Origin of the sequence: Hymenobacter aerilatus (genome assembly GCF_022921095.1) — a bacterium.
GTDB classification, from domain to species: domain Bacteria; phylum Bacteroidota; class Bacteroidia; order Cytophagales; family Hymenobacteraceae; genus Hymenobacter; species Hymenobacter aerilatus.
Map to the genome: position 1 here is coordinate 2,441,517 of NZ_CP095053.1, position 16,297 is coordinate 2,457,813.

Consider the following 16,297-nt stretch of genomic DNA (forward strand, 5'->3'; position numbering starts at 1 on the left):
TAGGGGTAGGAAGAGCAGTGGTGCAGAGGGCGGCCATACGGTTTAGGACGATTTTGCCACACTCGCTTTTTAGAGGCAAAGCAAAAGATAGGCCTTTAATCCAACACAACTAGCTATTGAAACATAATAAGGCGACTATTTATCAGAATAAAACAAGCCGTATGTGCTTTTATCCCTTTTGATTAGCACCTCCGTTTTTGATTCATTCCGATACAAACAACAAAATTTTATACCAATTATAAATCCGTAGACAAACTCCCTTCGTAAGTATACGCCTCAGAAAAAGCATTCCCGTGGCGCAGCATATATCAACCGTACAAAACCTGTTTCAGCCAGAAATTTATTTAGAAGCCATCCTGCGTCAGCAGGCGCAACAACTGGCAGGACGCCCGGGCTGGCCCAGCACAGTAGCCGCTGTGTACCAGTGCCTTCTCGACCAGATCGAAGCCGACGTGCTGGCTGGACCGTGCCTGCACTAATCAGCTAGTAGCTTTTCTGGACTTTGTAGCCAGCGCAGCCGGTAGCACTGGCGGGCTGTACGGCCTAGCTGCTCCAGAAGCTGGTAGTTGGCCACCGCGCCCACAGCTGCCCCTACCACCGGGAGCAGCTGCGCTAGCTTGGCCAGATCAATATAGTCCCGGTACTCCTGCTGAAAGGTGCGCCAGTCGAACTCAGCTGCTGTGGGAGGCAGTGTTTTGGCGTACGCCTCCCAGTTAGCCAGCCGCTGATACACGGCGTTGCGCGTGTGCTGGCTGGAAAACGTGAGCTGAAAAATATAGAGCAGGTAGAGCCGCTCGGGGTAGGCGCGCACGTCGTGCCCGTATAGCGCCGCTATATCAAACAACAGCTTCAGTTTAATACCCAACAGCAACGGAAAATCGGCTAGGCCCAGCAGGAACCCGCCCGCGCCCGTGGCTGCGCCCTCCACGGTAGCGGCGCGGCGATAGTACCGAATGCGCCTGTCTACCTGCGCTTCCCGCTCCTCCAAAGACGCAGCCAGCAACGGGCGACGCGTGATGTAGGAAGAGCCGACCAGCACGCCGCGCACCATGTGCTTAATGGTAGCCGTCACGACCTGGTGCACGCGCTCGGGCAGCAGGCCGTTCAGCCGGGTTTGCACACGATATGTTAGCCGGTTTAGCCAAGAGGGCGGCCGTTGCATCCGTTTCTGCCACGCTTGCAGCTCGGCGTAGGCTTGCTGTTCGTAGGAAGTCATCGTTATACCGCCTTGCGTTGCTATTTCTCGGGCTGTATACGTGTTGTGGTTCGTTGGAGGCGTCTTATCCTCGCAACCGATAGATACGCTCTATCATCTCGACCACCTTTACACCGTCCGAAGCATTGGTCACGGCATCAGTCGGATGCCGCACTGCCTGCACTATATCTTCAATCACGTGCACATGATTGGCGGCGCTGCCCTGGTAGGCGCCATACTGATTGGCCGGGTTGGTGGGGGGTAGTACGGGTAGCTGGTAATCGCGCAGGTGGCAGGAGACTACCTGGTCTAGGTACTGCCCACCCAGGCGCAGGCTACCGTGCTCGGCTACCACCGTCAGGGAGCTTTCCAGGTTCTGGTCCCACACGGCCGTGCTGTACTGCAACGTACCAGCACCGCCGCGCACCAACTCAAACGTCACCAGTCCTGAATCCTCAAACTCCGTGATTTTCTGATGGTTGAAATCATAGAAACGAGCCGTTATGTTGGTGATGTCACCGAACACCCAGTACAGCAGGTCGATGAAGTGGCTGAACTGCGTGAATAGCGTGCCGCCGTCCTGCATGTGCGTGCCACGCCAGCTGCCCGGCCGGTAGTAGCGGGCATCGCGGTTCCAGAAGCAATTGATTTGCACTAGGTATATCTGCCCAAGGCGGCCTTCCTCATAGATTTGCTTCAGCCAGCGGGCTGGGGGCGAGTAGCGATTCTGCATCACCCCAAAGGCCAGACGCCCTACCCTGGCGGCGGCGTCTACCACGGCCTGGGCATCGGCGGCGCGCAGGGCCAGCGGCTTTTCTATTACCACGTGCAGCCCATGGTGCAAACCAGCCAAGGCCTGCGGCGCGTGCAGATGGTTGGGAGTGGCCACAGTTAACACATCAGCAGCTGGACCAGCCGCCAGATAGGCAGCCAATGACATAAAAAACGGCACGTCGGGAAACTCAGCCGCCAAAGAAGCCGCTATTGCCGGATCGGTGTCAATAAGCGCTACCAGTTGTGCGCCGGCTTGGCGAGCAACCAACGCCGCGTGGCGGCGGCCGATGTGCCCCACCCCACACACAGCGAAGCGGACGGCGGCAAGAGATTCAGCCAACGAGGTTCGGAAAAGAAACGAAAGAGCCGCAAGCTGCAAAAAAACACGAGGTTTTGCAGCCTGCGGCTCTGTATCTCTAGTAGTATTGGCAACGGGTGCAACGGTCTCAGTTATGCTGATGCCAGACACCTATCCTGCGCAACGGCTGCTTAGAGTATTTTTTGCAGTTCCAGGAAGTTGCTGTTGCTCACGTTTTTGCCCGTACAGCCGAGCTTCTGGGCTTCTTTCTGAATATTGGTGATGCGCGAGCCAGGGTTGGGGTGCGTGCTCAAAAATTCGGGTGTACTGCCGCCGCCTTGCTTCTCGGCTTTGATGAAAAAACCCGCCGCCCCATCGCAAGAGTAGTAGCGCGTGCCGTTGAGGTAGATGGTAGAATACTTATCGGCCTCCGTCTCGAAGCCCCGGCTAAAGCGCAATTGCCCCAAACCAGCGGCAATCTGTGCCAGCTGACCTGGATTTTTGCCTAACAAAATATTGGATAGCAAGCTGATACCGAACTGCTGCTGCAATTGCTGAATGCTGTGACGACGGTCGGCGTGTGCAATTTCGTGGCCCAGCACGCCCGCTAACTGGTTTTCGTTGTCCAGGAATTTAATCAACCCTGAAAATACGTAGATGTGGCCGCCGGGGGTAGCAAAGGCGTTCTGCGTGGCGTCGTCTTTGATGATCTGCACATCCCACGGAAACTGCTTGCGGTACTTAAGGTTGCCGTTGTCGAGTACCCGGTTCACTACGCCATCCAGCAACTGGTAGGCACGCTTGTTTTTACTGCGTTCCAGCAGCTGGCCTTTGGCGCGGTAGGTAGAATCGGTTTGCTGGGCAACCTGGGCACCTAGCGCAATGTCCTGCTGTACGGGCAACAGAATAAAGCCCTGCTTAGGCTGATTGACAGCGGCCACGGCTACTGCTGAAATGATAGAGAGGGGCAACCAGAGCTTAAGAAAAGAGCGGCGCATACTGAAGTAGAAAAGAGGAATAAAGACAGATGAGTAGTACGAAGCAAAGAAAAAATGGTGCCAGCTCCACTCAAATCGTTCTACTTACACCTCGTCTTCACCACATCTCACATTGCCAGCACGATATAGCCCAGGTAGAAAATCGGTAACAAACTGCCTAAAAAAGCCACTACCCCCAGACTGTTATCGGTTTTCCGGCCATGCGTCGCCGTACCAGTGCTATCTGCCAACTCAGAAAAGGTAGCGCACACGGAATGAGCAGTAATGCCACCATAACCATTACTAAACTCATGTCGCAACGAGGCTCGCTGCTGCGCGACGCACTTGCTAAAACTCGATTATAGAGTACACACAGCCATAGTATTGCCGTCATCAATGCCGCCAACGTGCCTAGCAGAAGAATTCCTTACTGATAGCGCCACCACGATTGCCGGATCATTTTTATGCTTAATCCGGCAATTCCTCAACAAGTAACCCTAGTCGTATCGTTTGGGCGATATAGCTTACCTGCTCGTCTGTTAGGGTAGGGTGCACGGGTAGGGCTAGCACCGTGCGGCAGAGCTGCTCAGCCACCGGAAACTGCCCCAGCTGGTAGCCCAGGTAAGCATACGCCGGCTGCTGGTGCACCGGTAGCGGATAGTACACCACCGTAGGCACGCCGTGCTGGTGGAGGTAGGCCTGCAGTTGGTCACGGCGAGTTTCGGCGGGTAGGGTAATAACGTACTGATGAAACGTGTGCGTGCTCTGCGGGTCACGAGCGGGCAGCTTCACGCTTGCTATGCCCTCCAAGAGCGCATCGTAGCGGGCCGCGATGCGCTGACGGGCGGCAGTCCAGGCAGCAAGGTAGGGCAGCTTCACGCGCAACAGTGCCGCTTGCAGGGTGTCGAGGCGGGAGTTGAGGCCGATGTGCTGATGGTGGTACTTCTGCGTCTGGCCGTGGTTGGCCAGCTGCCGCAGCCGCTCGGCCCGCGCCGCATCGTAGGTAAATAACGCGCCTCCATCGCCGAAGCCGCCAAGGTTTTTGCTAGGGAAAAACGATGTGGTCCCTACCTCCCCCACCGTGCCAGCCGGCCGCACCTGTCCGTTTCCGAAGGTATACCGTGCGCCTAGGGCCTGGGCGTTGTCTTCTACCAAGGCTACCGCATGTTGGTCGGCCAGTGCCTGCAAAGCTTCCAGATTGGCGCACTGCCCAAACAGATGCACCGCCACGATGGCGCCTGTTTGGGGCGTGAGGGCTGCTGCTACGGCCGCCGGGTCCAACATACATGTATCGGGTAGCACGTCGGCCACCACTGGGCGTAGGCCCAGCACGGCGGCGGCCTCCAGGGTGGCCACGTAGGTGAAGGCTGGCACAATCACCTCCGTGCCTGGTAGCAGTTGCAGGCTCATCAGGGCTAGCTGTAGGGCGTCGGTGCCGTTGGCGCAGGGCACTACCACGGCGCCGGCTAGCTCCTGACTCAGCTCGTGGGCAAAGGCAGCTACCTCAGCTCCTTGGATAAAATCGCCCGCTGCTAGCACTTGCTGGCATGCGGCGAGCAAGGCCGGTTGCAGCGGGGCGTGCTGGCCCGCAAGGTCCACGAAGTGAATTGGAAACATAAGTAGCAAGTTAGTGAGGATCAGCTAGCCCCGCTACGCTTACGGTTTAGCTTACGCGCAACCCTGGCCGCTCTATCGGCGTTAAAAATAGCTAATCCCATCTGGTTTAGGGCCCTACCAAGCCTTACGCCGCAACCCTCACTCCCATGCTAAAAAGAACTTTCTCCGCCTCTGCTCTTGCCGCCAGCCTACTGTTGGGCGGCCTCACGTTCACGCAGGTAAGCTGCACCGAAAATCAGCAGAAAGAAGTGTCGCAGGAAAGCGACCAAGCCTACAATGACTTCAAAAGCTTCGTTGACGAAACGGAGATGAAAGCCAAAGACGTAGCCAACGAAACCGAAGCCGATTACGAGCGCGAAACGGCCCAATTGAAAGCCGATTACGACGCCAAGGTAGCCGCTGTAGACCGCTACGCCGACAGTTACGACGACCAGCGCAAGCAGGAACTCGACCAGCTACGCAGCCGCTACACCACGGCCTCAGATGCCCGTACTGCTACCTGGACCAGCCGCCCCGCCGTAGCGGCCGACGGCACTGCCACGGTACCCGCCGACGGTACAACCGTTAAAATGGGTAAATTCTACAAGCCCATCTCTTCGGAAATTGCCGTAATGACCCCACAGAACGCGCGGGAAAAGTACAATGCTTTCGTGAACATGGTAGACCGCAACAAGTCTAGCTATGACATAGACGACTGGAACAACATCAACGCCGACTGGCGCGCCATGGACGCCCGGTACGACCAAATCAAAGACCAGATTTCGTCAGCTGACAAACGTCAGATTGCTGAGGAAAAAGGTAAGTATGCGGCCTTTAAGTCAGTAGATAAAACCAAGATTCGCGCGGAGCAAGGTGCTAATGCAGTAGCCAACACAGCTGAAGACGTGGCACAAGGTGCCAAAGAAACAGGTAAGGACATTGGGAAAGGCGCAGCCAAAGTAGGCAAAGACATTGGTCAAGGAGCCGCTAAAGCGGGCAAAGCTGTAGGTGGTGCTGTGAAGGGCGTGTTTGATGGAAAAGACAAAAACAATGAATAATCTACCTGGCATTTAGTTAAAAGGGCCGCCTGCTTATGCAGGCGGCCCTTTTTTATGCGCTCTTTTTCCTACCCTGGCTAACTCCCGTAGCAGCCAATACAGCTTCAATAGATCGAAGTACGCCAAGCGGGGCGTGGCTGAGCATAGGTTGGCATGCAGATGAGGACGTAAGCGCCTGAGCAAGCCACTGGCTAGCTTGCTCAGCCCCAGTTGTTTCAGGCGCAGCGCTGTACGTATCAGTTTGCTATCGGCCCCTACCCCCTCCTTGCGGTAGAGCAGCACTAGATTATGCACTGCCGCCCGCGACTTGCGTAGAAACACAGGCGCTGGGTCTAGGCCGTCGTGTACCACCGGGTTGTCGAGGTGATGCAACAGCACGCCGGCTTGGGCCAGCTGCCAGCCCAGCTTGCTGTCCTCGTGACCGTAACGGGTCAGCGTCTCATCAAACCTAAACCGCTGGAATACCTCAGCCCGAATGAGCAGATTATTCAGCATGAGCTGGGAGGCGGGCAATTGGCGACGGCGAGCGGCGGGTAGGGCCTCGCGCTGCTGAGCATACTGCCAGCGCAGGCGTAAGGAGGGCTCAGTGGGCGGACTACCAACATACGTGATACCACCCACCACCACCGGCGCCAGCGTGCGAGCAGCAGCGTAGCGAGCCAGAAAGTGGGCATCGGGTAGTAAGCTGTCGTTGTCGAGCATTAGCAGCCACTCATAGCGGGCGGCGGCGGCTAGCTGGTTTCGGATGGCGGCACGACCTACATTGCGCGGCAGCTCGGCATAATGCACATTGGGCAACAGCGCCAGCGGACGGTTCTCTAGCTGAAATTCAGTTTGCGAGGCGTCGTCCAGCAGGCAGATTTCCGTGGGGCCTTCCCAATCGGACAACTGCGCGCGCAGCTGCTGCACTAGCAGTGCCACACCCCGGTTGTATACCGGAATCAGAATAGACAGCCCGGGCGTCAAACAGAAAGTAAGAAGTGTGAAATAGAATCCTCTGCGCTACTTACTCTCCTACCCTAAAACTAGCCGCTGTAGAGTCTAGTAATTGCCCATCTTGGCAGCGCAGCACACGGCGCGGATACTGCTGGATAAGCTGGTAGTTGTGCGTAGCCATCAGCACGGCCGTGCCCGCGTTGTTGATTTCTACGAATAGGCGCATAATGCTGTCGGCCACGTCGGGGTCGAGGTTGCCGGTGGGTTCGTCGGCCAGCAATAGTAGGGGCTCATTGAGTAGGGCACGGGCAATCACCACGCGCTGCTGCTCGCCCCCAGAAAGCTGGTGAGGCATTTTGCCGGCCGCGTTGGCCAGCCCTACCCGCATCAGCACCTCCGAAATACGCTGCTTCTTGCGGGCCTTGCCCTTCCAGCCGGTAGCATTCAGCACGAACAGCAGATTATCAGCCACCGAGCGGTCGAAGAGCAACTGAAAGTCCTGAAAGATAATACCCAGCTTACGGCGTAGATAGGGCACTTTGCCAGTGGCCAGCTTCTGCAGCGGGTAATCAACCACAGTAGCCACACCGCCGCCCAGCGGTAGGTCGGCGTAGAGGGTTTTCAGCAGGGAGCTTTTGCCCGACCCGGTGCGGCCTACCAAGTAGGCAAACTCCCCTTTGCCCAGCGTGAAGGTCACGCGCTGCAGCACCGTATTAACGTCCTGCATAATATAGGCATCGTGAAGCTCAACTACGTGCATAGGATATTTTTTGGGGTCTTAGGGACCGAAGGACTGGTTTTTGGGAAATTAAGTAACGGGTTGTAAGAGAATTGAGGGGGCAGTTTTGGGAGTTGGGCGCTTGCTAGTGAACGTCAACCAAAGCCTTTATTCCTCAAGACCCCACTCTATACCTCCAGCTTTTGCAGCTTGCCAAACGAGAGGCCTTCGATAACGGCAGCCAGCGGCTCTTCTTTGCCGGCCAGACCGTAGCGGTGCAGGTCTTTGAGAGGGCGGTCGGCACGGAAATAGGCAATGAGGACAAATTGCTCGTCGCGTAGCTGAATATAATCCGGAATTTTTGCCTTGCCTTTTACTTTGATGATATACATACGGAAAGTAGCTGAATGGCGGAAGCTCGCTGTGCGGCGGTAGTCCTACGTTACCTGCTCGGCGGGGGTTCGAGGCGCCGGAAATGAAAACTGCCCCAAAGCTACCGGTTTGCGTGGTATGGCGCTACGGGCGTTGGGGCAAGGGCAAAAAAAAGCGAGCCAAAATCGCACCGCTCAACCGCCTACCCTTGCTACCTTCCGGTCCTGGGGGAGTTCAGCAGGAGCTGGTCGTTCTGACTCGCCGGTGCAAAGATACGCACGCTATTTGGTTTTGCTGCGCCACAAGGCAATATTTTCTACGCAACAGGACCTGTTAGCGCGCATCAGCCTGATTGTCACGCCGAAAAAAACACTACTCGCAGTTAGTGGCTCTTGCCTTTGCCGTTCCACTCCTTATACGCTTTCTTGCCTTGCTTACGCAACTGCCGCTTGTACTTGTCGATGGGAGCTAGCGAAACGACAGCATCGCCGGTCTGGGGTACATCGGCCTGATTTTCTTCATAGCCGGCGCAGTTCACAATCAATACAGGCTGGGCTTGCCGGGTAGTTAGCAAAAACATGCCCTCCTTATTGGTTATCGCCGTATTATCGCGCTGGTCGCCGCGCACCAGCACGGTGGCCCCGGCCAGCGGCGCGCCGGCAATGGTGGTTACCTTGCCTGTGAGGGTGCGAGGCAGCGCGGCGGTTGGACTAGTTTGCGCCAGTGCCGACGTAGCGCCGATGCTGCCGAGCAGGAGCAGTAAAAAAAAGATAAAACAAGCCGGGCGGTAAATTGAATGGAGGCAGGAGCGCATGCGAATTATGAGTAATCGAGTAGCACAATAAGCTGAAGATAAATGCATTATTCCCGTTTTAGAAATAATACTTACCTGTTTATGCTCAGCTCACTTATTTTCTAATCAGTTACCAAATTCTGCGCCAGCTATACAATCGTTTCGTTCTGCACCGTACCTTTGAGCCCATGCCCGAACAGATTCTGATCCTCGATTTTGGCTCCCAGTACACGCAGCTCATTGCCCGGCGCATCCGCGAGTTGAACGTCTACTGCGAGATTCATCCCTACACCCACGCCCCGCTCCTCACCGAGGATATCCGGGGCGTTGTGCTTTCTGGCTCGCCCTGCTCCGTGCGCGAAGCCGACGCCCCCAACCCCGACCTGAGCGCCTACCTGGGCCAGGTGCCGGTGCTGGGCGTGTGCTATGGCGCCCAGCTGCTGGCCCACCAGAACGGCGGCGAGGTGCTGCCCGCTACCATCCGTGAGTACGGCCGCGCCCGCCTCGCGCATATCAACCAGCACCACCCGCTGCTACACGGCCTGGAGCCCGGCTCGCAAGTGTGGATGTCGCACGGCGACACCATCAAAACCCTACCCGAGGGCTTCTTGGCTATTGCTGGTACCCCCGACGTACAGGTGGCGGCCTACGAAATTGAAGGCCAGTCGACCTACGGTATTCAGTTTCACCCCGAGGTGACGCACTCCACCGACGGCAAGCAGCTGATGCGCAACTTTGTGGTGGACATTTGCGGCTGCGCGCAGGACTGGACGCCTGAGCACTTCGTGGATTCAATGGTAACGGCCCTGCAACACACCATTGGCGACACAGACCAAGTAATTCTGGGCTTGTCTGGTGGGGTAGACTCCTCGGTAGCGGCGCTGCTGCTGCACCGCGCCATTGGACCGCGCCTGCACGGTATTTTCGTGGACAATGGCTTGCTGCGCAAGGATGAATACGAAGGCGTGCTGGAAGCCTATAAAGTGCTGGGCTTGAACGTGCGCGGTGTGAATGCCTCGCAGGAGTTCTACGCGGCCCTGGCCGGCCTCACCGACCCCGAGCAGAAGCGCAAGGCCATCGGCCGCACGTTTATTGAGGTGTTCGACCGCGAGGCACAGAAGGTAGAAGGCGCCCGGTGGTTGGCCCAAGGCACCATCTACCCCGACGTAATCGAGTCGGTGTCGGTGAAGGGGCCGGCCGTGACCATTAAGAGCCACCACAATGTGGGTGGCTTGCCGGAGAAGATGAACCTGAAGATTGTGGAGCCGTTGCGGGCCTTGTTCAAAGACGAGGTGCGCGAGGTAGGCGACGCACTAGGTCTTCCCCACAACATCCTACACCGCCACCCCTTCCCCGGCCCTGGCCTAGGCATCCGCATTCTGGGCGACATCACGGCTCAGAAAGTAGACATCCTGCAACGCGCCGACGCCATTTTCATCGATGGACTGAAAGCGCACGGTCTCTACGACCAAGTATGGCAGGCCGGCGTAATGCTTCTTCCCGTGCAAAGCGTGGGCGTGATGGGCGACGAGCGCACCTACGAGCAGGTAGTAGCCCTGCGCGCCGTAACCAGCGTAGACGGCATGACGGCCGACTGGGCCCACCTCCCCTACGACTTCCTGGCCGAGGTCAGCAACAAAATCATCAACCAAGTGCGCGGTATCAACCGCGTGGTATATGACATCAGCTCCAAGCCACCGGCTACCATTGAGTGGGAATAGAGCAAATTTTAAAGTGTTACATGTTGAGTTTTAAATAACGAGAGGCCGCTGGTACACTACCAGCGGCCTCTCGTCATCTTAACAGACACCTTTCTACTTTTCTCCTACTTCCAGCAATGCATGACCGCTATAGTCATAGGATATGGTGTCCTGTTTTTCGCTACGCCGGAGGCTTTGCAAAAACAAATGCAAGCGGGTTTTGCCAGTGGCGGCACGTAGGTGTAGGAGTTGGTCTAAACTGACGGCTTCATTTTCGGCCTTGAACCCATGAATACGTGTCAGCGAATCAGCAAAAGCACCTGGCGAGAGAGTGAGCCGTATCTGCCAGCGGTGGTTTACCTGTTGTTCTAGCAGAAGCTGCCGGCCATAAGCGCCAGCACGCAGGCGAAAGACACCTGCCCGCGTAGTGACACTGGTGAGCGTGCTATCTTTCTTGTTGTATTGATAATGCTCTACGTTTCCAAGCCAATAGCGACCCTCTCCCAAATCAAAGTCCTCAGCGCCATTGAAGAAGTTGGCCGTGCGTTCATCGTCGGCGGCCGTAGCGTACCGGCTAACCCGCTGGATATCACTCACGGCAAAAGGCTGTTCCTGTTGCCACTGCCGCTGCTTCCATTCTTCCTGTTTTTGTAATGAATCGGGCAAAGCAAGAGAAGCCGTAAAAAACGGCTGTAGCTGCCTAGTAGCATCCCGGTCGGTGAAAAACTCGAAGATGGAGGTAATACGCTGCCGGACTTGCAACGGCAGCTTCGGCACGCGCTGCCCGGCACCGTCGAGCTTGCCGCCTTTCAGCAGCCCGTATTCCGTGCTGATTTCGCGTAGCTGTTTCAGCTGGCTGCGCTGGGCCACGGCAAATGCGCTCCACGGCCCGGCCGCTGACAACAAGGCCACCACCGCCAGCGAGGCAGGAATCCAGATGATGCCCTGCCCGCGCCGCACCAAGAAGTATACGGCCATGCAGAACAGCCACGCCGCCAGCACCAGCACAAAATACCGCTCCTCGGTGATGCCGTAGTCGCGGATGCGGGTACCGATGGCTACGGCCAGTAGTCCCAGCAACGGAAACAACGCCCGGTAGAACCAGCGCGCAAATGTGCGGATCCAGGTATTTTCGGCGGCGTGGCGGATGGGGTGAATCAGCAACAAGGCGAAAATACCGGCCACCGAAAACGCCAGAATTAGGATGGACACCCAGCCTTTAGGGAGCTCCCACTGTACCAGAATGCGGCCCAGGTAGGCGTATAGGATAACTAAGTACAACACCACCAGCGGCAGCAACACAAACTGCGTGAACAGCTTCAGCGCCTTCGGGTAGGGGGCTGCTTGTTCCAACTGTTCAAAATCGGAGGGCACGCCAGCCAGAAAAAACCACGTATTGAATACCGTGGCTAGCGTCACGAACAAATAGCCGAAGAGGTGCTCATCCAGCTTGACATCGAATAGATTATCAATAGCTACCAGCGCCAGCGCGCACCCTGCAAAGAGCACCCCGGAGTAGATACCGGCTAAAAGAATACGCAGGAACAGCGTTTCGTTGTAGCGCCAGAAACCGGGCGTATCGGCTGAGCGGCGCAGCTCGGGCAGGTAGGGGCCGGCGGCCACAGCCAGGTGCATGCCCAGCAGCAGCAGCGCCAGCCGCATACCCCACTCTAGATTGGGCTGTGTGGGCGCCAGTGCGTACCACAGCACCAGCAATGCCAGCACCACGGCCTGCGCACCCCAGCGTCCTGCCGGCTGCCAGCGCCATCGCTCGGTGGCCAAGGCTACGGCCAGCGTACTCGAGAGTCCCAACCCCGCTGCAGAGAGGGTAGGAAAAAGCCAGTCCAGCTGTTGCTGTGCTTTGTTATCCAGATGAATGACGTAGATGCCTACCCCGCACAGCACAAACGCACAAAGTAAGGTGAGTGGAAAGCGACGTACCACCCGCGCTGCTTCGGCAGCCAGGTGCTGGAGGGAGGGTAGCTTCACGAGGTAGTAATAAGGATAGTGACTATGCAATATAGTCGTTGCTCAAACGACAGAATATTATTTTTTGCAGGTACCCGATAGTAGTCAGTCGCTCCGCCCTACAGTTCTCAGGCGGTATCACGACGTAGTAGATACTATGTAGCAAGGAGCGTCATGCCCTACGCTATAGTCCGTGTAAAAATTCGTAAACAAAATTTTACATTTCAATTTATAGGCATACAATTACCTTGTAAATCAAATACTTAAATCCACTACATCCTCTTTTCCGATTGCATATGAAAATTACTAGCCTACTCTTGCTTTGCCTACCAGCAACTACCTCGTTCGGCCAGAATGTGGTGATAAAAGGAATAGATAAATCACACGCACGCACTCATGCTTATATCGCTTTGCATGATGCGTTCTTTGACCCTATTTACTCACGTGATACTCAACTAGAGAGTGTTTACAAGAATGACAGCACCTTTACGATTACCGTTCCTATTGCACAGCAACCTATCATTGCCACCTACGGCGTGAATGGAATGCAAATGTTTGAACCGACTTGTGTACTAACGCCAGGCGCTGATATCACCCTTATTTTACCGGCGAAAAAAGGTGCTTCTCCACTAGCCTTTGCGGGGAAGAATGCGGCGAGCTTCCGCTACTGGTACGAAGTAGACCAACTGGCAGCAGACACGCACATCTATGAAAAGCTGCAAACAGCCAAGAGTTGGCCGGACTACAAACAGCGACTTGACCACTATACAAAGCAGTTGGATAGCCTAGCAGCAGTGCATATCCGCCCCGGTGAGCCACTTTTTCTGCGACAGTTAGTACAAGCCGAGCGCCTTGGTCATTCCTATATGCTGGCTTCTACCCCCCTTTCTTCACATTTGAACGAGGTCGATATTCCGACAATGCAATCTTCCGCTCTGGATTTCAAACTGCTGAATCAAGATGCATTGGTGGGCTCCCAGCTTTATACTGTTGGCGTGTTTAACCTAATTCGGATGACGGATGGTAACCGGCAGGCAAGAAACGCCTCCAATTTTGCTGGGAACGTCCGTTTCATTCAGCGGCACTTTACGGGTCGCATGAGAGACTTCCTATTAGGTAAGCTGGTTGCAGACTACGCGCAAGCCAAAACAAGAATCAACGAACAAGATGCCTTGCTTCCTCTACTACAACAGGCAGTAACAGCGGTACAAGCACCCACATATAAGGCCTGGGCCCAATTCAGCCAACAGTACTACGAACAGGTCAATCAGCCTTTTCCCGCATTTGTATTACAAAGCCCTGTACTAACGTTGGATAGCGCAATTACAACGCTTGGCCAAGTGCTCACCAAATACCGAGGCAAGCCCGTCGTTCTTGATTTTTGGGCTAATTGGTGCGGCCCCTGTAAGCAGGAATTCCGTGAAGGGGCTCAGGAAGTGACTGAGTGGAGACAGAAGGGGTACCAGTTCATCTACCTTTCTATTGATAAGGCACAAGATTATAGCAAGATGAAAGCAGATGCTCAGCAATACCGCCTCACCGAACACGCTTACCTAATTAGCAACGACAAACAAGCGCCGCTTTACACCTATCTGAAACTACACTCCATTCCGCGCTATGTGTTGCTTGATAAAAATGGCGTGGTAAAGGCTCTTGATTTACCCAAACCTAGTAACGCACAGCCCTTCAATGAAATCCTAATGCAGCATCAGTAAGTACGATGTGCGCACAAAAAACGGCTGCCCTACCTTGTCGCTTACAGCACAAGGTAGGGCAGCCGTTTTTTGTGCACTACTCTACTTCTTCGTCTCTACCGGCCATTGATAAGTAAACTTATCATTGATTGGAGCGCCGAAGTAATTCACATTCAGCAGATCCAGGCGCTTCTTGTGCACGTCGAGGCGGCGGTTGAAGTCAGCATACTCCTTGTCTTTTTTGGGCGTCCAGCCTACCTCGGCCAGGGCTACGGCGCGAGGGAACACCATGTACTCCACATACTCCGGAATAATCATGTACTCGGTCCAAACGTTGCCCTGCACGCCGATGATGTGCTTGGCCTGCGCGGTGGTCAAGCTATCGGGCACGGGCTCGTAGGAGTAGGCCTTTTCGGTAGTAAGCAGGCCGCCGATGGTGATAGGCTGGGTTTTGGGGTCAGCCTGGTACTTATCGAGGTAGCAGAAGTCGCCGGGCGTCATGATGGCGTCGTGGTTTTGGCGGGCAGCGGCTAGGCCGCCCTCGGTGCCGCGCCAGCTCATCACAGTGGCGTTGGGCGAAAGGCCACCTTCCAGGATTTCGTCCCAGCCAATCATGCGGCGGCCCTTGCTGGTGATGAACTTATCGATGCGACGGATGAAGTAGCTCTGCAATTCGTGCTCGTCCTTGAGGCCCTCCTTGCGCATCAGCTCCTGGCAGAAGCGGCTTTCCTTCCACTGTACCTTGGGGCACTCGTCGCCGCCGATGTGGATGTACTTGCTGGGGAACAGGTCCATCACCTCGGTCAACACGTCTTCTTCAAACTGAAACGTCTGCTCGCGCGGAAACAGCACGTCCTCGAATACCCCCCATTTGCCGGTCACGGGCACAATCTTGTCGGGGTTGCTGCCCAAGGCGGGGTAGCCCGCCAGCACCGACATGGCGTGGCCGGGCATCTCAATTTCCGGCACCACAGTTACGAAACGCTTCTGGGCGTAGGCCACTACGTCGCGAATTTCGTCTTGGGTGTAGAAGCCGCCGTAGGGCTTGTTATCAAACTTGTTGTCGGCGTAGCGGCCCACCATGGTGTGGTCCCGCTTCGAGCCAATTTGCGTCAGCAGCGGGTATTTCTTGATTTCGATGCGCCAGCCTTGGTCGTCGGTGAGGTGCCAGTGGAAGGTATTCTGCTTGTGCAGCGCAATCAAGTCGATGTACTTCTTCACGAAGTCTACCGAAAAGAAATGGCGGCTCACATCAAGGTGCATGCCGCGGTAGGCAAAGCGTGGCTGGTCTTCGATGGTGCAGCAGGGCACGGCCCACGTTACGCCCGCCACGGGGGTAGGGCTGAACACCTCTACCGGCATCAGCTGCAACAACGACTGCATGCCGTAGAAAAGGCCCTGCGGCTCGCTGGCTGTGATGGTCACCTGCTTGGGCGTTACGCGCAGCTCGTAGCCTTCGGCACCCAGTTTGTTTTTCTTGTTGAGCGCGAAGAAGATACCTTGCTTAGCGGGGCGTTTGCCAGTAGCAATACTAGGCCGACGACCGGTAGCCGTACCCAATTGTTCGGCCAGTAGCTCGGCTACCTGGCGCATCTGCGCATCCGTTTCAGATACGGTAATGGTAAGGTTGGCAGGCAGTGCAAAGGTGCCGGACTGCTCGCGCAAGTGCGTGGGTTTGGGAATGATGGCGTAGCGCGCCGACTGGGCACAGCTGAGCTGCGCCGAAAACAGTACCGCGAGCAGTAGCAAGAGAGAAAGTCGCATAGATTAGGTAGCGGTTGAGGAAAAGAGCGCTCTAGTATACAGCCTTTTGCCGACACTACCCAGTTTTGCCCCTACCCTAGCAGCGCTTCTACCTCCAGCAACAGGCCCGTATTTTCCAGAATTTCGTGCAGCTGCTCCAGCTCCTGCCAACTGAGCACCAGCGCCATACGCTCGGTGGGGGTGCGCAGAGCAATGCAGCGGGCCTCCGGGTCGCGGTAGGCGGAATGGTTGCGCTCGTGCTCTTCTTCAATAAAGCGCCGAAACTCCTGAAATTCTGCCGTGGTGGCTACCAGCGCCAGGTTGCCAAAGCACAAATGCAGGTGCCGGGTGCGCGGGCACCGTAGACAATAGCCAAACGAGTTGTGATGAAAGAACTGCGCCATACACGAAAAAGAAAAGTCAAAAGACATAGACTACCGTAGCAATCAAATCTATTTAGATTTTTTCTAAATAA

General features: G+C 55.8%; 15 protein-coding genes and 1 other RNA gene. 4 read left to right on the forward strand and 12 right to left on the reverse strand.

The window, feature by feature from the left end; genetic code table 11:
* Window positions 1–293: 293 nt before the first annotated feature.
* Window positions 294–479, forward strand: a complete 186-nt coding sequence (locus tag MUN82_RS10450; protein WP_245097298.1) for a hypothetical protein — start codon at window positions 294–296, stop codon at window positions 477–479.
* Here the strand turns inward: MUN82_RS10450 and MUN82_RS10455 are convergent.
* The 4 genes from MUN82_RS10455 to MUN82_RS10470 form a co-directional block, all read right to left on the reverse strand.
* The gene (locus MUN82_RS10455) at window positions 476–1,216 is read right to left on the reverse strand and encodes an EcsC family protein (RefSeq protein ID WP_245097300.1); all 741 of its coding nucleotides are present in this window, start codon (window positions 1,214–1,216) and stop codon (window positions 476–478) included. The two genes, MUN82_RS10450 and MUN82_RS10455, sit on opposite strands and share 4 nt — an antisense overlap.
* A gap of 64 nt (window positions 1,217–1,280) precedes the next feature.
* Window positions 1,281–2,309: a Gfo/Idh/MocA family protein gene (locus MUN82_RS10460; protein WP_245097301.1), complete on the reverse strand. Its 1,029-nt coding sequence runs from the start codon at window positions 2,307–2,309 to the stop codon at window positions 1,281–1,283.
* Window positions 2,310–2,458: 149 nt separating this feature from the next.
* Window positions 2,459–3,265, reverse strand: a complete 807-nt coding sequence (locus MUN82_RS10465) for a M48 family metalloprotease (RefSeq protein WP_245097303.1) — start codon at window positions 3,263–3,265, stop codon at window positions 2,459–2,461.
* A 447-nt stretch (window positions 3,266–3,712) separates the two neighbouring features.
* Window positions 3,713–4,861, reverse strand: coding sequence for a DegT/DnrJ/EryC1/StrS family aminotransferase (locus MUN82_RS10470; protein WP_245097305.1), 1,149 nt, complete (start codon window positions 4,859–4,861; stop codon window positions 3,713–3,715).
* A 146-nt stretch (window positions 4,862–5,007) separates the two neighbouring features.
* On the opposite strand from MUN82_RS10470, the gene MUN82_RS10475 reads away from it, so the two are divergent.
* A complete protein-coding gene (locus MUN82_RS10475) occupies window positions 5,008–5,898 on the forward strand; it encodes a DUF6565 domain-containing protein (RefSeq protein ID WP_245097307.1) in 891 nt (296 codons plus the stop codon).
* A 33-nt stretch (window positions 5,899–5,931) separates the two neighbouring features.
* Here MUN82_RS10475 and MUN82_RS10480 read toward each other — a convergent pair whose 3' ends face one another.
* The 5 genes from MUN82_RS10480 to MUN82_RS10500 all read right to left on the reverse strand — a co-directional run bounded on the left by MUN82_RS10480 (window position 5,932) and on the right by MUN82_RS10500 (window position 8,738).
* Window positions 5,932–6,864: a glycosyltransferase family 2 protein gene (locus MUN82_RS10480; RefSeq protein ID WP_245097309.1), complete on the reverse strand. Its 933-nt coding sequence runs from the start codon at window positions 6,862–6,864 to the stop codon at window positions 5,932–5,934.
* Between the two features lie 40 nt (window positions 6,865–6,904).
* Window positions 6,905–7,594 (reverse strand): cell division ATP-binding protein FtsE, encoded by a 690-nt coding sequence (locus tag MUN82_RS10485; protein WP_245097311.1) that lies wholly within the window; start codon window positions 7,592–7,594, stop codon window positions 6,905–6,907.
* Window positions 7,595–7,740: 146 nt separating this feature from the next.
* Complete coding sequence (locus MUN82_RS10490; RefSeq protein ID WP_185283205.1) at window positions 7,741–7,944, reverse strand: fructose-6-phosphate aldolase; 204 nt, start codon at window positions 7,942–7,944, stop codon at window positions 7,741–7,743.
* 148 nt (window positions 7,945–8,092) lie between these two features.
* An RNA gene (gene ffs, locus MUN82_RS10495) (signal recognition particle sRNA small type) lies at window positions 8,093–8,189 on the reverse strand.
* A gap of 117 nt (window positions 8,190–8,306) precedes the next feature.
* Window positions 8,307–8,738 carry a carboxypeptidase regulatory-like domain-containing protein gene (locus MUN82_RS10500; RefSeq protein WP_245097313.1) on the reverse strand — a complete coding sequence of 144 codons (432 nt, stop codon included), beginning with the start codon at window positions 8,736–8,738 and terminating at the stop codon, window positions 8,307–8,309.
* Between the two features lie 167 nt (window positions 8,739–8,905).
* Here MUN82_RS10500 and guaA point away from each other — a divergent pair, with 167 nt between their 5' ends.
* Window positions 8,906–10,438, forward strand: coding sequence for a glutamine-hydrolyzing GMP synthase (guaA, locus tag MUN82_RS10505; protein WP_245097314.1), 1,533 nt, complete (start codon window positions 8,906–8,908; stop codon window positions 10,436–10,438).
* A 93-nt stretch (window positions 10,439–10,531) separates the two neighbouring features.
* On the opposite strand, the gene MUN82_RS10510 is transcribed toward guaA, so the two are convergent.
* Complete coding sequence (locus MUN82_RS10510; protein WP_245097316.1) at window positions 10,532–12,406, reverse strand: DUF4153 domain-containing protein; 1,875 nt, start codon at window positions 12,404–12,406, stop codon at window positions 10,532–10,534.
* 275 nt (window positions 12,407–12,681) lie between these two features.
* Here MUN82_RS10510 and MUN82_RS10515 point away from each other — a divergent pair, with 275 nt between their 5' ends.
* A complete protein-coding gene (locus MUN82_RS10515) occupies window positions 12,682–14,100 on the forward strand; it encodes a redoxin domain-containing protein (protein WP_245097318.1) in 1,419 nt (472 codons plus the stop codon).
* Between the two features lie 81 nt (window positions 14,101–14,181).
* Here the strand turns inward: MUN82_RS10515 and MUN82_RS10520 are convergent, their stop codons facing one another.
* On the reverse strand, window positions 14,182–15,843 hold the full coding sequence (locus MUN82_RS10520) for a beta-N-acetylhexosaminidase (RefSeq protein ID WP_245097320.1): 1,662 nt from the start codon (window positions 15,841–15,843) through the stop codon (window positions 14,182–14,184).
* Window positions 15,844–15,914: 71 nt separating this feature from the next.
* Window positions 15,915–16,226 carry a DUF6686 family protein gene (locus tag MUN82_RS10525; RefSeq protein ID WP_245097322.1) on the reverse strand — a complete coding sequence of 104 codons (312 nt, stop codon included), beginning with the start codon at window positions 16,224–16,226 and terminating at the stop codon, window positions 15,915–15,917.
* Window positions 16,227–16,297: the final 71 nt, after the last annotated feature.

What these genes read in the sequence shown, in the direction of transcription:
- MUN82_RS10455 (WP_245097300.1), bottom strand. Translation starts at nt 1,216, where the DNA reads ATGACTTCCTACGAACAGCAAGCCTACGCCGAGCTGCAAGCGTGGCAG.
- MUN82_RS10465 (WP_245097303.1), bottom strand. Translation starts at nt 3,265, where the DNA reads ATGCGCCGCTCTTTTCTTAAGCTCTGGTTGCCCCTCTCTATCATTTCA.
- MUN82_RS10470 (WP_245097305.1), bottom strand. Translation starts at nt 4,861, where the DNA reads ATGTTTCCAATTCACTTCGTGGACCTTGCGGGCCAGCACGCCCCGCTG.
- MUN82_RS10475 (WP_245097307.1), top strand. Translation starts at nt 5,008, where the DNA reads ATGCTAAAAAGAACTTTCTCCGCCTCTGCTCTTGCCGCCAGCCTACTG.
- MUN82_RS10485 (WP_245097311.1), bottom strand. Translation starts at nt 7,594, where the DNA reads ATGCACGTAGTTGAGCTTCACGATGCCTATATTATGCAGGACGTTAAT.
- MUN82_RS10490 (WP_185283205.1), bottom strand. Translation starts at nt 7,944, where the DNA reads ATGTATATCATCAAAGTAAAAGGCAAGGCAAAAATTCCGGATTATATT.
- MUN82_RS10500 (WP_245097313.1), bottom strand. Translation starts at nt 8,738, where the DNA reads ATGCGCTCCTGCCTCCATTCAATTTACCGCCCGGCTTGTTTTATCTTT.
- guaA (WP_245097314.1), top strand. Translation starts at nt 8,906, where the DNA reads ATGCCCGAACAGATTCTGATCCTCGATTTTGGCTCCCAGTACACGCAG.
- MUN82_RS10515 (WP_245097318.1), top strand. Translation starts at nt 12,682, where the DNA reads ATGAAAATTACTAGCCTACTCTTGCTTTGCCTACCAGCAACTACCTCG.
- MUN82_RS10520 (WP_245097320.1), bottom strand. Translation starts at nt 15,843, where the DNA reads ATGCGACTTTCTCTCTTGCTACTGCTCGCGGTACTGTTTTCGGCGCAG.
- MUN82_RS10525 (WP_245097322.1), bottom strand. Translation starts at nt 16,226, where the DNA reads ATGGCGCAGTTCTTTCATCACAACTCGTTTGGCTATTGTCTACGGTGC.